The organism is Streptomyces sp. PKA51, assembly GCF_057552455.1.
Window position 1 is genome coordinate 430,678 of sequence record NZ_BAAJPZ010000004.1, and the last position, 13,597, is coordinate 444,274.

Genomic DNA, 13,597 nt, shown 5'->3' on the forward strand with positions numbered 1-13,597 from the left:
GCGAACGCGGCCCGGGCCCGGCCGGGGGGCCGCCGGGGCGGCGGTCCACCGGCCCGGCGGGGCCGGGTCGTCAGCGCACGGCCTCCAGGATCTCGCTGCAGCCCAGGAGGGCGGCGATGTCGTTGAGCGCGTCGCCCTCCATGGCCAGCAGTTCCTTCGCGCCCACCCCGAGGTCGGCCAGGAGCTCGGCGTCGCCCAGCGGCCCGTGGGGGACGACCTCGCCGGCGGCCTCGCCGTCCTCGTCGTCCTCCTCCGGCTCGGGCTCGCCCTCCTCGGTGCCGTCCAGGTCGAGGGCGTCGAGGTCGTCGGAGCCGTCCTCCTCGCGGCCGGTCAGCTCGTCGACGAGCATCGCCCCGTACGAGCTGCGGGCGGCGACGGAGGCGTTGGAGACGTAGACGCGCGGGTCGTCCTCACCGTCCACCCGCACGACGGCGAACCAGGCGTCCTCCTGCTCGATGAGGGCGACGACGGTGTCGTCCTCGACCGCGTTCTCCCGGGCGAGGTCGACGAGGTCGGCCAGGGTCTCCACATCGTCGAGTTCTGTGTCGCTCGCTTCCCAACCGTCTTCGGTGCGCGCGAGCAATGCGGCGAAGTACACCGTGACTCTCCCACTGGTCATAGGCGGTGCCGGGCCGGACGGGGAACCACCCCGCCCACTCGGAATCGTGGCAGAAACCGGGGCGTTGCGAGAGGTCTTCCGCGCTGCGTCGTGCAGCAGTCCGAGAGATGTCGCTCACGTGGGGCCCGGGAGGGCGCCGTACGGGCGTGACCTGGGCGCGGCGGTCCGGCGGCCGGCTCACCACCGGAAGGTCCGCATCCGCATCTGCTGGCGCATCCGGGCCGCCCGGGCCCGGCGCGGCTGCACCCGGTCGCGCAGCTCCCTGGCCTCGTTCAGCTCTCGGAGGAACTGCGCCCGGCGCCGCCGGCGGTCCTCGGCGCTCTCCGGGCCGGCGTCCGCCCCGCCCGGGTCGTCGCCGTCCGCGGCGCCCGCCCGGGGCTCTCTTCGCCCCTCCGGCAGCCCGCGCGGCGCCCGCCGCCGCTCGAGGATCTCCTCGCGGCGCGGTTCGCCCGCGCCCTCCCCGCGCGCCGCGCGCCCCGCGCGCGCCCCGCTCTCGCGCCGTTCCCGTCGTTCGCCCGCGCCGCGTCGCGGCCCGGGCCCGGGCTCTATGGACTCCCGTTTCTCACGCCCAGCCATGGACAGCACCACCTCGTGCCGAGGTCCTCGCCCGGCGACAGACCGGGCGTACGTGCCCACTTTCCCCCTTAGTGGTGGTTTGATGCCTCCGGGCCGGCAGAGCACCGACGGGGTCCGGGCGGGCGCCCGGGCCGTGAAGCTCGGTTAATGTCGATGTCATGCGGATCCACGTCGTCGACCACCCCCTGGTGGCGCACAAGCTCACCACCCTGCGCGACAAGCGCACCGATTCCCCCACCTTCCGGCGCCTCGCCGACGAGCTGGTCACCCTGCTCGCCTACGAGGCCACGCGCGACGTGCGGACCGAGCAGGTCAACATCGAGTCCCCGGTCACCGCGACCACCGGTGTGCGTCTGTCGCACCCGCGGCCGCTGGTGGTGCCGATCCTGCGGGCCGGCCTGGGCATGCTCGACGGCATGGTCCGGCTGCTGCCGACGGCCGAGGTCGGCTTCCTCGGCATGATCCGCAACGAGGAGACCCTCAAGGCGGAGACCTACGCCACCCGCATGCCGGACGACCTCTCCGGCCGCCAGGTCTACGTCCTGGACCCGATGCTGGCCACCGGCGGCACCCTCGTCGCGGCCATCCGCGAGCTGATCGACCGCGGCGCCGACGACGTCACCGCGCTGTGCCTGCTGGCCGCCCCGGAGGGCGTCGAGGTCATGGAGCGCGAGCTCGCCGGTGCGCCGGTGACCGTGGTCACCGCCTCCGTCGACGAGCGCCTCAACGAGAACGGCTACATCGTCCCGGGCCTGGGCGACGCGGGCGACCGCATGTACGGCACGGCAGGCTGACCGAGCCGCCGGTTTGTGGGCAGGCGTTCCGCTGGGGGTCCCCCCGGCGGTAGCCGGGGGAGGAACGGGTGGGCACAAACCGGCCACCGGCCCGCACCCGGGCGACTGCACGAGCCCCCCGCGTCAGCACTTCGCGGCGGGGCTCGCCTTGCGTTCGGCCTTCCCGGCCGCGGGGGACGAGGGAGCCGCCGACGGCGAGGGCACCGGCTGCCCCTCCTCCAGCGCCGTCAGCGCCTTGTCCGCCTCCTCCTTCGGCGCCAGCGCCTGGTAGCCCGCCCCGAGGACGAGGTCGACGTCCTGGCCCTCGCGTTCGTCCGTGCGCACCTCGGTGCCGGCGAGCTGCGTGCCCAGGACCTTCAGCGCCCCCTCGACGGCGGCCTGGTTGCCCAGCAGTACTCCGGTGCCGGGCACCTTCTTGTCGTAGTCGGCCTGGGCGTTGCCCACCTGGCCGATGCGGAAGCCGCGGCGTTCGAGTTCGTCCGCCGTGATTTTGGCGAGGCCGCCGCGCGGAGTGGCGTTGTAGACGTTGACGGTGATGTCGCCGGGCTTGGGCAGCGGCCTGGGGTCGGCCCGTTTGACCGGTGGTGCGCCGGCACCGGGTTTGCAGTCGCCGCTCTTCTTCTCCTGCGCGGCCGTCCGGGCGGCGGCCGTGTCCTGGCTGCTGCCGGAGAAGCCGCCGTAGACGCCGACGAGCTGGAGCGTTCCCCATCCGGTGAGCCCCAGCACCACGGCCGCGGCGGCGCTGACGAGCACGATCCGGCGGCGGTTGGGCGGCCGGCGCATGTGGGGAAACCTGTTGCCCGTGATGCGGTACTTGCCCCCCATGCCGGGGGGCGTGAGCATGCTCATGGACGCAGCGTAGTGCGGGGTGCGGTCGCTGCCTACTAGATGATCAATGGGTTGCGCGGACCCCTACCCGAAAGGGCCAACGGGGCGGCGCGTGCGTCAGTCCAGTTCGAGGACGCGCGCGTGCAGCACCTGGCGCTGCTGGAGCGCGGCGCGCACGGCGCGGTGCAGCCCGTCCTCCAGGTAGAGGTCGCCCCGCCACTTCACGACGTGGGCGAAGAGGTCCCCGTAGAACGTCGAGTCCTCGGCGAGCAACGTCTCCAGGTCGAGCTGCTGCTTGGTGGTCACCAGCTGGTCAAGGCGTACCGGGCGAGGGGCAACATCCGCCCACTGGCGGGTGCTTTCCCGGCCGTGGTCGGGGTACGGCCGCCCGTTTCCGATGCGCTTGAAGATCACACGGAAAGCCTACCGGGCGAGCGGCTCCGAGCGCAGCCACGGCGCGGGAGTGCGATGGTGACAATCAGCCGCATACCGGGAGTGATGGATGGAACCCCTGAGCGAAATCGCCGCGGGATACGCCTTCTCCGGCCCGGCCCTGGAGCTGGGCGCCGTGCTCTGGGACGGCGTCTGCCACCCCGAGGCCCCCGTCCGGGTGCCGCTGTCCGTGCTCAACCGGCACGGTCTGGTCGCCGGCGCCACCGGCACGGGCAAGACGAAGACGCTGCAGCTGATGGCCGAGCAGCTCTCCGCCCACGGGGTGCCGGTCTTCCTCGCCGACATGAAGGGCGACCTCTCCGGCGTCTCCGCGCCGGGCGCCGAGGGAGAGAAGGTGCGGCAGCGGGCCGCGGAGGTGGGCCAGGAGTGGGCCCCGGCGGCCTGTCCGGCCGAGTTCTACGCGCTCGGCGGCCTCGGCGCGGGGATTCCGGTACGGGCGACGGTCACCGACTTCGGGCCCGTCCTGCTGGCCAAGGTGCTGGGGCTGAACCGCACGCAGGAGCAGTCCCTCGGCCTGATCTTCCACTACGCCGACGCCAAGGGGCTGGAGCTGGTCGACCTGAAGGACCTGCGGGCCGTCGTCGCCTTCCTCACCTCCGACGAGGGCCGCCCGGAGCTGCGGGACATCGGCGGGCTGTCCACGCAGACCGCGGGGGTGATCCTGCGGTCGCTCACGGCCTTCGAACAGGAGGGCGCGGGCGCGTTCTTCGGCGAGCCCGAGTTCGACAGCGCCGGCCTGCTGCGCACGGCGGCCGACGGGCGGGGGATGGTGTCCGTACTGGAACTGCCCGCCGTCCAGGACCGGCCGCGGCTGTTCTCCACGTTCCTGATGTGGCTGCTCGCCGACCTCTTCCACGGCCTGCCGGAGGTCGGCGACCTCGACAAGCCGAAGCTGGTGTTCTTCTTCGACGAGGCCCATCTGCTCTTCGACGACGCCTCGAAGGAGTTCCTGGAGTCGGTCACGCAGACCGTCCGGCTGATCCGTTCCAAGGGCGTGGGGGTCTTCTTCGTGACGCAGTCGCCCAAGGACGTGCCCGGTGACGTCCTCGGGCAGCTCGGCAACCGTGTGCAGCACGCGCTGCGCGCCTTCACCCCGGACGACGCGAAGGCCCTGAAGGCGACGGTGCGGACGTTCCCCGTCTCCCCGTACGACCTCGAAGAGGTGCTGACCGGGCTCGGTACGGGCGAGGCCGTGGTCACCGTGCTGGGCGAGCAGGGCGCCCCCACGCCGGTGGCGGCCACCCGGCTGCGCGCCCCCTGCTCGCTGATGGGCCCGGTGGATGCGACGGCCCTGGCGGGGGCGGTGCGGATGTCGCCGCTGTACGAACGTTACGCACAGGCTGTGGACAGGGAATCGGCGTACGAGAAGCTCACCGCCGCGCAACCGCAGCCGCAGGCGCCGGTGCCCGCGCCGGAGCGACCCTCGGAGGGCCCCGCGCAGCGCGCGGAACCCTCCCTTCTCGAACAGGTCGTCGGCAGCGGCATGTTCAAGTCCCTCGCGCGCTCCGTCGGTACGCAGCTGGGCCGGGAGATCACCCGATCGGTCTTCGGAACAACACGCCGCCGTCGCTGACGGGCCGCCGGCTACTCGGCGATCTCCGTCCGCTCGAACCACTCGAAGACCGGCAGCCGGCCTTCGGCGGTGTCCGTGTGCCGGGGCGTGACCTTGAAGTGCTCGTACCCCCCGCGGTGCGGGATCTTCAGCTCGATGCCCGGGGGAACGATGGGGACGGTCCGCGACGGGAGGTCGTCCGGGCCGCCTTCGAGGAATGCTTTGGGGCTGCTCATGGGGCCCAGTCTCCCGGCGGCCGGTGCCGACCGCGGCGCGACGCGCCGTCGGCCGCGGCCGGCCGCTCACGCCTTCTTGACCCCTGCCTTCTTGGCGGCTCTTTTCACTTCCTGCTTGTAGGCACGGACCTTCTCCAGCGTCTCCGGTCCGGTGATGTCGGCGACCGACCGGTACGAGCCCTCCTCGCCGTACGCCCCGGCGGCCTCGCGCCAGCCCTGCGGCCGTACCCCGAACTGCTTGCCCAGCAGTGCGAGGAAGATCTGTGCCTTCTGTTTGCCGAAGCCCGGCAGGTCCACCAGCCGTCCCAGCAGCTCCGACCCGCTCGCCGCGTCCTGCCACACGGCGCTCGCCTCGCCGTCGTAATGCTCGACCAAGTACGTGCACAACTGCTGCACGCGCCGGGCCATCGACCCGGGGTAGCGGTGCACGGCGGGCTTGCGCGAGAACAGCTCGACGAGGGCCTCGGGGTCGTACGCCGCGATCTCGTGCGCGTCGAGGTCGTCGCGCCCGAGCCGCTGCGCGAGGGTGTACGGCCCGGTGAAGGCCCACTCCATGGGGATCTGCTGGTCCAGCAGCATGCCCACCAGCGCGGCCAGCGGGCTGCGCGAGAGCAGCTCGTCGGCCTCGTCCTGCTGGGCGAGGTGCAGCGCACGGTCCATGCCCCGATGATCGCCCTTGCGGGCCCTGGCCGCACGTCACCGCGCGGCTCACTCGCCCAGGGTGAAGTCCTGCACGAGCTTGACGAACGCGTCCGGCTGCTCGAAGAACATCACGTGCCCGGCGTCGATCTCGGCGTACGTGCTGCCGGCGATGGCGGCGTGCAGCGCGCGGCCGTGCTCGGCCGGCACGGTGGCGTCCTGGGTGCCGGCCACGACGAGGGTGGGGGCCTGGATGCGGGGCAGGTGTACGCGGACGTCGATGCGGGTGTCGAGGTCGACGTGGCGCAGGGTGCCGGGGGTGGGCGGCAGGTTGGGCACCATCTGCTCGACCTGCTCGCGGCCCATGGCGTTGAGGAATCCGCGGCTGAACCCGGTCATCGTCACGTACCGCCCGAACGCCTCGGGGTCCGCGTCGCCCAGGCGCTGCCACACCGCGAAGAAGTTGCGCAGGTACTCGTCGCCCTCGGTGTGCGCCCACCCGGCGACCAGGATCAGCCGGCGCACGAGGTCGGGGCGCAGGGCCGCGGCGGCCGCGACGACGGGGGCGCCCATCGAGAAGCCGAGCAGGTCCACCGGGCCCTCGCCGGCGTCCTCGATGACGGCGAGGACCTGCCGGGCGAGGCCGTCGACGGTCAGCGGGGCCCCCTCGTCCGTCGTGGCGCCGGCCCCGGAGAGGTCCGGGGTGATCACGGTGCGGTCGGCGGCGAGGCGCGGGGCGAGCTGCCCCCAGGTCAGCGCGGCCCCGGCGGAGCCGGTGCCGTGGACGAGGACGAGGGCGGGGCGGTGTGCGCCGGTGGTGGCGGCGGGGGTGCGCTCGTAGTGGACGAGGGCGTCGGCGACGGGGACGACGGGCATGGCGCTGCTCCTAGGGCCGTGGCGGGAGGTGGTGCTGCCGGGCGGTGGTCGCTGCGGCACCACCGACCCTGCCGTCCGCGGAAGGGGGCCGTAAGAGCACTGCGGAACCTGGGACCGGCGGTCCCTGGTTCGCCGCGGGCCCGGCGTGCAGGATGATCACCATGACGATCGACCGCCCCCAGCTCTCCGGCTTTCTGCGCCGCTGCCGTGACCGGGTCCGCCCGCAGGACGTCGGCCTGGCCGCCGGGCCCCGCCGCCGTGCGCCGGGGCTGCGCCGCGAGGAGGTCGCCCAGCTCGCCGGGATGTCCGCCGACTACTACGTGCGGCTGGAGCAGGCCCGCGGCCCGCAGCCGTCGCCGCAGATGCTCGACGCCCTCGCGCGGGCGCTGCGGCTGACCGCGGACGAGCGCGACCACCTGTACCTGCTGGCCGGTCACCGGCCGCCCGCCGGCGCCGCGGCCGGCGACCACGTCGCCCCGGGGCTGCTGCACCTGCTGGACCGGCTGGCCACCACCCCCGCCCAGGTGCTGAGCGACCTCGGCGACGTCCTGGCGCAGAACGCCGTGGCGCAGGCGCTGCTGGGCGGGGTGTGCACGGTCTCCGAGCACGGGCGCAACGTGGTCTGGCGCTGGTTCGCCGACCCCGCCGTACGCGCCGCGTACCCGGCGGAGGACCACGACCGCTACAGCCGGATGCACGTCGCCGACCTGCGCGCGGCCACCGCCCGCCGTGCCGGCGACCCCGCCGCCGTACGCCTGGTGGAACGGCTGCGGCAGGCGAGTGGGGAGTTCCGCGAGCTGTGGGAGCTGCACGAGGTGGCCGTGCGCCGGCACAGCCGCGTCCGGGTGCTGCACGACCTGATCGGGCCGGTCGAGCTGGACTGCCAGGTCCTGCTGGCGCCGGAGGGCGACCAGCGCCTGGTGCTGTACACGCCGCCGCCGGGCAGCGACACGGCGAGCCGCCTGGCGCTGCTGGAGGTCGTGGGGACCCCGCAGTTCACGAATGTCCCGTAGGAGCTCTGGCATCACTTCACCCCCGGCTCTACCGTCGGCGCGAGCAACTGGTGTGTGCACCAGCCGCGTTGACGAGCCGAGAGGTGACCATGCACCCCCGAAGCAGACGCACCCCCACCCGCATCCTCCGATTAGGCCGCCCGGCCTTCCTCGCCGCGCTCCTCGGCCTTCTGGCGGCCGCCGTCGCCGCCGGGCCCGCCGGGGCCGCGCCCGCCGACCAGGGGCGCGGCCGGCCGCCGCTCGTCCAGCCGGTCGACCCGCAGCACTGGCGCAACCCGGACGCCATGACCTGGTCCGAGTACCGCGCGGTGCCCGGCACCGACTGGGCGAACCCCGCCAACAAGCCCACGCAGCGCACCTTCCGGGGCGCGCTCGTGCTGCTCGACTACCCCGACGAGGACTTCTCCGTCACCAAGGCGGCGGGCGCCGCGAAGTTCGGCAATCCGCTGCCGAGCGCGTCCGGCATTCCGCGCGCACAAGTGCCGAAGTTCTACGAGGACTTCCTGAACAAGCCGGGCGCGCTCAACCACGGCCACACCATCAACGAGTACTGGATGGAGGATTCCGGCGGGCGCCTCGGCGTCCAGCTGACGTCCTTCGGCGTCTACCGCATGCCGTGGAAGTCGTACCAGTACGGCATCGAGCCCGGCATGAATCCCGGCGCCTGCCCGGTCGGCGACACCTGCGGCAAGGACATCCGCGCCGACGGCAAACGCGCCTGGGTCGCGGACGTGGGCGCGGAGAAGGCCGGCTCCTTCGACTTCGTCTTCTACCTCACCGCCGGCGTCGACGAATCCTCCGCCTGGCAGGAGTTCGGGCCGATGCGCTTCGGCAGCGCGCAGGGCGTGCCGGCCGCCTGGGGACCGCCCTCGCCGCTCGCCTCCGGCCTCAACGCGGCCGCCACCCGGTACGTGCCGTGGACGTCCTGGCAGGCCGCGGCCCGCATCTGGCCCAACGCCGCGAACGGCTCCTCGACGCAGGCCGAGAGCTCCGGCATGGCCACCTTCGCCCACGAGCTCAGCCACATCCTGGGCATCGGCGACAACTACAACAACCCCTACGGCACCCCGCTGAGCCGCTCGTACACCGGCATCTGGGGCATGCTCTCGCGCGGCTCCTTCAACGGGCCCGGCGGCCCGCACACACGGTGGCGGATCCCGGCCACCGCGGGCGGCTCGATGGGCGCCCAGCACGTGCTGCGGGACAAGATGAAGCTCGGCATCGTCGACGCGAAGAACGTGCTGCACCTGGACCGCGACGCCCTCAAGGACTCCGGCCTCGTCGTCGCCCGCGTCACCGCCCGCTCCGCCCCGCCCGGCGAGAAGGGCCTGACCGGCATCAACGTCACCATGGGCCGCGACCTCTCACCGTCCTGCGACCGCACCACCGACCCGCTGTGCGACGGCGGCGGCTTCGACAACTACACCGTCGAGGTCGTCGACCGCATGGGCATGGACTCCTTCACCCCCGACAACGGCGTGCTGATCAGCAAGACCAAGAACGCCGACCGCGCCCCCTTCGCCTGGGTGATCGACGCCCACCCGGAGGACATCGGCATGCTCGACTTCATCCGCCCCGACGGCACCCCCCAGAAGATCACCATGGGGGACTACCGGCAGCTCAGCGACGCCCTCTTCCACGCGGGCGCCGACTCCGGCAGCTCGTACGAGTACGTGGACGCGGCCAACCGCCTGCACTTCTACGTGCTGAACATCCAGCGGGACGCGAGCGGCGTGCTCTCCTACGACATCGGCGTGAAGTCCCTCGACGGCGCCGGCCCGCAGGCCCGCGGCGTCGCCCTGGCCAGGGGCGCCGTCCGCGGCCGCCCGGCCGGCGGCCGGGCCCTGTGCACCTTCGCCCTCGCCAACACCGGCGGCCCGGCGGCGGACGACATCTACCGCCTGTCGGCCACCACGGCCGGCCGCGGCTGGTCCGCCTGGCTCCCCAACCGCCTGGCCACGGCCCGGCCCGGAGCGACCGTCCCCGTCGACGTCGCGGTCCAGGCCCGCCCCGATGCCGCCCGCGCGGCCACGATCACCCTGACGGCCCGCTCCGAGAGCGACCCGTCCCGCACGGCCACCGCCACGTGCGCGGTGCGCAAGTAGGAACGGCGCCCACGGCCCGTACACCGGCCACTGGTGTACGGGCTCGGCCTCCTCGGCCGCCGATCAGGCGGCGGGCCGCGCGGAACCGTGGAAGACCTGGCCGATGTGCCAGTCGCGGTGCGCCGCCTCCACGGGCGGGGTCCCCGCCTGCGGCCCGATGAGCGGCCGCCCTGCGAGCGCCAGTACGTGCTCGCGAGCGGCGGGGCTGTGACCGACGAACCGCTGCGAGACCAGGATGCGGTGGCCGTCGCCTATGCCGAGGACGCCCTTGTCGAAGAGCTTGTGGTGCAGCGAGCACAGGCACACCCCGTTGCCGACGTCGTCCGGCCCCCCGAACGCCCACCACCGCACGTGCGCGGCCTCCAGCCCGACGGGTACGGCACCGATCCTGCCGTCGTAACCGCAGAAGGCGCACCGGTACTCGTAGGCGGTCAGCACCAGCTCCCGCATCCGACGATCACGCTGCCGCCGTGCGACGGCCGGTTCCAGCGTGATTCCGACGGCCTCGCACAACTCCTCGTGGAGGGAGGGCGGAAAATTCTGGTCGAGGAGCACCCGCACCATCCGCCCGAGCAACGCCGGCTCCCGCCGCAACGCCGCCCGCAACTCCGGCACCAACCGCCCGGCGGCGCCCGCCGCCCGCAACGCCCCGACCCCACTGCCGGGGCTGCCCGGCCCGTGATCGGTCCGCACCTCCCACACGCCATCGCCGACCAGGTGATGGAAGGGATACGCGGGCGTGGTCGGATTGCCCGGCCCGTATTCGACCAGCAGCCGCTTCAGATCCCCCTCGACGACGCTGTACCGCAGCTCCCCGTCCGCATCCTGCTGATACCGCCCAAGGGCGTACAGCAACAGCAACGGCTTGTGCGGCGCCCGCACCCCACTCCGGGACCACTGCTTCAGCTTGGCGGTGCGCTCGAGCCAGTCCATGCCGCGTGATCGTAGCGACGGCCCGGCGGGGCCGGACCGGAGGCCGAAAAGACGAGGGCCCCGACCGGTGAACCGGTCGGGGCCCTCGTCTCTTGCCCGGTGAAGGCAATGGCGGAGGATACGAGATTCGAACTCGTGAGGGGTTGCCCCCAACACGCTTTCCAAGCGTGCGCCCTAGGCCTCTAGGCGAATCCTCCGCCGCAAACAATACAAGACTCCGGGCAGTGCTCGCGAACCTGTTCCCGGCGAGGGGGTCCGGAGGGGTCCTCGGGAGGGTGGGGGTGGCCGAGCATGCCCCGGCATCCGCTAGGCTTGGGGCCAAGCCCCTCACGTGGCGCTATCTCACCCAACTCCCCCAGGGCCGGAAGGCAGCAAGGGTAAGTGGGCTCTGGCGGGTGCGTGGGGGGCCCTTGTGTTTCCCGGGGTCGTCCGGGGCCGCTGCGCCCCGTGTGCCGGTGAGCGAAATCTGTGACGGAAGCCACTTGTCAGTGGGGCCCGATATCGTCGTAGGTGTGTCGTCCCTCGCGCTCTACCGCCGCTACCGCCCCGAGTCCTTCGCAGAGGTCATCGGGCAGGAGCATGTCACCACCCCGTTGCAGCAGGCGCTGCGGAACAACCGGGTCAACCACGCGTACCTGTTCAGTGGGCCGCGCGGTTGCGGCAAGACGACCAGTGCCCGCATCCTCGCCCGCTGCCTGAACTGCGAGAACGGCCCGACGCCCACGCCCTGCGGCGAGTGCCAGTCCTGCCGTGACCTGGCGCGCAACGGCCGGGGCTCCATCGACGTGATCGAGATCGACGCCGCCTCCCACGGTGGCGTCGACGACGCCCGTGAGCTGCGCGAGAAGGCGTTCTTCGGCCCCGCCTCCAGCCGCTACAAGATCTACATCATCGACGAGGCCCACATGGTCACCTCGGCGGGCTTCAACGCCCTGCTGAAGGTCGTCGAGGAGCCGCCGGAGCACCTGAAGTTCATCTTCGCGACCACCGAGCCCGAGAAGGTCATCGGCACGATCCGCTCGCGCACCCACCACTACCCGTTCCGGCTGGTGCCGCCGGGCACCCTGCGCGAGTACCTGGGGCAGGTCTGCGAGCAGGAGAAGATCCCCGTCGAGGACGGCGTGCTGCCGCTGGTCGTGCGGGCCGGCGCCGGTTCCGTGCGTGACTCCATGTCCGTCATGGACCAGCTGCTCGCCGGAGCCGACGAGGCCGGTGTGACATACGCCATGGCCACCTCCCTCCTCGGCTACACCGACGGTTCCCTGCTGGACGCCGTCGTCGACGCCTTCGCCGCCGGCGACGGCGCCGCGGCCTTCGAGGTCGTCGACCGCGTCGTCGAGGGCGGCAACGACCCCCGCCGCTTCGTCGCCGACCTGCTGGAGCGCCTGCGCGACCTCGTGATCATCGCCGCCGTGCCGGACGCCGTCGAGAAGGGCCTCATCGACGCCCCCGTCGACGTCGTCGAGCGCATGCAGGCCCAGGCATCCGTCTTCGGCGCCGCCGAGCTCAGCCGCGCCGCCGACCTCGTCAACCAGGGCCTGACGGAGATGCGCGGCGCCACCTCGCCCCGCCTGCAGCTGGAGCTGATCTGCGCCCGCGTGCTGCTGCCGGCCGCCTTCGACGACGAGCGGTCGGTACGGGCGCGGCTCGACCGCCTGGAGCGGGGCATCGGCTCCGCCGTGGCGGCGGCCGGCCCGGCCACCGCGATGCCGCCGGTCGGGTACGTCCCCGGCCCGGAGGCCCACGCCCCCGCCCCCACCGGCCTCTCGGGCCCGGCAGCGGCCCGCGCGGCCGTGGCGGGCGCGAACGGCGCGCAGAGCGCGCAGAGCGCTCCGCAGGCGGCGGGTGCGGGTGGCCCTGCGGGCCAGGCCGCTGCGCCCGCGCCCTCCGGCGCCTGGCCGACGGCCGGTGCGGCCTCGGGCCAGGGCGCCGCGGCGGCGCCGCAGCAGCCGGCGCCGTCCCCTGCCGGAGGCGGCCAGCCGGCCGGGGCCTGGCCCACCGGGGCCGCACCGGCCCCTTCGGGCGCCCCCGCCCAGCCGCCCGCCGAGGGCGGTCCCCGCGCCGGTGCCTGGCCCACGGCGGCCTCCGCGCCTGCCGGCCAGGCCCAGCCGCCCGCCGAAGGCGGCGGCTCGCGCCCCGGCGCGTGGCCGACCGCGGCCGCCCCGGGTTCGGGCCCTGCCCAGGGCCCTGCCCAGGGCCCTGCCCAGGGCTCTGCTCAGGCCCCCGCGGGCTCGTGGCCGACCGCGGCCGCACCCGGTTCCGGCCCCGCCGCAGGCGGCGGGGCGCCGGCCGCGGTGCCCGCGCCCGCGACGCCCGCCCCACCCGCCGCAGGCGGTGCCGCACCCGTGCAGGGCGACGCCACCCAGGCCCGCCAGCTGTGGCCGAACATCCTGGAGGCGGTCAAGAACCGTCGCCGTTTCACGTGGATCCTGCTGAGCCAGAACGCCCACGTCTCCGGCTTCGACGGCAGCACCCTGCAGGTCGGCTTCGCCACCGCCGGTGCCCGGGACAGCTTCGCCAACAGCGGCAGCGAGGACGTCCTGCGCCAGGCCCTCGGCGACCTGGGCCTGCAGTGGCGCCCCGAGCTGCTGGTCGACCCCTCCGGCGGCGCCGGAGCCGGTGCCGGGGGCGGCGCCCCCGCGCCCGTACCGTCGGCGTCGTACGCCCGGCCCCCGGCCGCCCCCGCACCGCAGCAGCCGGCCCCGGCCCCCGCCCCGGCGGCCCCCGTGCGGCCGCAGGCCGCCCCGGCGCCTGCGGCCCCGGCCGCGCAGCCGTACCGGGAGGCGGAGGCGGCTCCGCCGCCCGTGCCGATCGAGGAGGACATGCCCGCCGAGGACGATCCGGACCTCGACGACACCGCCCTCACCGGGCACGACCTGATCGTCCGCGAGCTGGGCGCGACCGTCATCGAGGAAATCCCTCACGAGTGACGCCGCAGGTCAGCGGGGTGCCGGGGCCGGTCCCGGCACCCGG

Annotated in this window: 13 protein-coding genes, 1 tRNA gene and 1 other RNA gene; 6 read left to right on the top strand and 9 right to left on the bottom strand. The window is 73.8% G+C overall.

All coding sequences use genetic code 11. The annotated features are described in order from the left end of the window. Positions 1-70: 70 nt before the first annotated feature. Both AC27L3_RS09120 and AC27L3_RS09125 read right to left on the bottom strand, forming a co-directional pair. Positions 71-598: a tRNA adenosine deaminase-associated protein gene (locus AC27L3_RS09120; protein WP_487233470.1), complete on the bottom strand. Its 528-nt coding sequence runs from the start codon at positions 596-598 to the stop codon at positions 71-73. A 198-nt stretch (positions 599-796) separates the two neighbouring features. Further along, entirely contained in the window at positions 797-1,048 is a 252-nt protein-coding gene (locus tag AC27L3_RS09125; protein WP_487233515.1) for a hypothetical protein, read from the bottom strand. A 305-nt stretch (positions 1,049-1,353) separates the two neighbouring features. On the opposite strand from AC27L3_RS09125, the gene upp reads away from it, so the two are divergent. Continuing rightward, complete coding sequence (upp, locus tag AC27L3_RS09130; protein WP_344433161.1) at positions 1,354-1,989, top strand: uracil phosphoribosyltransferase; 636 nt, start codon at positions 1,354-1,356, stop codon at positions 1,987-1,989. 123 nt (positions 1,990-2,112) lie between these two features. Here the strand turns inward: upp and AC27L3_RS09135 are convergent, their stop codons facing one another. Next, on the bottom strand, positions 2,113-2,838 hold the full coding sequence (locus AC27L3_RS09135; protein WP_487233471.1) for a LytR C-terminal domain-containing protein: 726 nt from the start codon (positions 2,836-2,838) through the stop codon (positions 2,113-2,115). Positions 2,839-2,934: 96 nt separating this feature from the next. Beyond that, positions 2,935-3,231, bottom strand: coding sequence for a type II toxin-antitoxin system VapB family antitoxin (locus AC27L3_RS09140; protein WP_004929488.1), 297 nt, complete (start codon positions 3,229-3,231; stop codon positions 2,935-2,937). An 88-nt stretch (positions 3,232-3,319) separates the two neighbouring features. Here AC27L3_RS09140 and AC27L3_RS09145 point away from each other — a divergent pair, with 88 nt between their 5' ends. Beyond that, positions 3,320-4,843 (top strand): helicase HerA-like domain-containing protein, encoded by a 1,524-nt coding sequence (locus tag AC27L3_RS09145; RefSeq protein WP_487233472.1) that lies wholly within the window; start codon positions 3,320-3,322, stop codon positions 4,841-4,843. Positions 4,844-4,854: 11 nt separating this feature from the next. Here AC27L3_RS09145 and AC27L3_RS09150 read toward each other — a convergent pair whose 3' ends face one another. The 3 genes from AC27L3_RS09150 to AC27L3_RS09160 all read right to left on the bottom strand — a co-directional run bounded on the left by AC27L3_RS09150 (position 4,855) and on the right by AC27L3_RS09160 (position 6,573). Continuing rightward, positions 4,855-5,058: a DUF5988 family protein gene (locus AC27L3_RS09150; RefSeq protein ID WP_487233473.1), complete on the bottom strand. Its 204-nt coding sequence runs from the start codon at positions 5,056-5,058 to the stop codon at positions 4,855-4,857. Positions 5,059-5,124: 66 nt separating this feature from the next. Further along, on the bottom strand, positions 5,125-5,718 hold the full coding sequence (locus AC27L3_RS09155) for an HhH-GPD-type base excision DNA repair protein (RefSeq protein ID WP_487233474.1): 594 nt from the start codon (positions 5,716-5,718) through the stop codon (positions 5,125-5,127). Between the two features lie 48 nt (positions 5,719-5,766). After that, positions 5,767-6,573 (bottom strand): alpha/beta fold hydrolase, encoded by an 807-nt coding sequence (locus AC27L3_RS09160; protein ID WP_487233475.1) that lies wholly within the window; start codon positions 6,571-6,573, stop codon positions 5,767-5,769. A gap of 152 nt (positions 6,574-6,725) precedes the next feature. Between AC27L3_RS09160 and AC27L3_RS09165 the strand changes: the two genes are divergently transcribed. Together AC27L3_RS09165 and AC27L3_RS09170 are read left to right on the top strand one after the other, a co-directional pair. After that, positions 6,726-7,586, top strand: a complete 861-nt coding sequence (locus tag AC27L3_RS09165; protein WP_487233476.1) for a helix-turn-helix transcriptional regulator — start codon at positions 6,726-6,728, stop codon at positions 7,584-7,586. 89 nt (positions 7,587-7,675) lie between these two features. Further along, positions 7,676-9,691 carry a M6 family metalloprotease domain-containing protein gene (locus AC27L3_RS09170; protein WP_487233516.1) on the top strand — a complete coding sequence of 672 codons (2,016 nt, stop codon included), beginning with the start codon at positions 7,676-7,678 and terminating at the stop codon, positions 9,689-9,691. A 63-nt stretch (positions 9,692-9,754) separates the two neighbouring features. Here the strand turns inward: AC27L3_RS09170 and AC27L3_RS09175 are convergent, their stop codons facing one another. Both AC27L3_RS09175 and AC27L3_RS09180 read right to left on the bottom strand, forming a co-directional pair. Then, entirely contained in the window at positions 9,755-10,624 is an 870-nt protein-coding gene (locus AC27L3_RS09175) for a phosphorothioated DNA-binding restriction endonuclease (protein ID WP_487233477.1), read from the bottom strand. Positions 10,625-10,733: 109 nt separating this feature from the next. After that, positions 10,734-10,821: transfer RNA gene (locus AC27L3_RS09180), tRNA-Ser, on the bottom strand. Positions 10,822-10,943: 122 nt separating this feature from the next. Here AC27L3_RS09180 and ffs point away from each other — a divergent pair. Next, an RNA gene (gene ffs, locus AC27L3_RS09185) (signal recognition particle sRNA small type) lies at positions 10,944-11,038 on the top strand. 98 nt (positions 11,039-11,136) lie between these two features. Further along, positions 11,137-13,554 (top strand): DNA polymerase III subunit gamma and tau, encoded by a 2,418-nt coding sequence (locus AC27L3_RS09190; protein WP_487233478.1) that lies wholly within the window; start codon positions 11,137-11,139, stop codon positions 13,552-13,554. Positions 13,555-13,597: the final 43 nt, after the last annotated feature.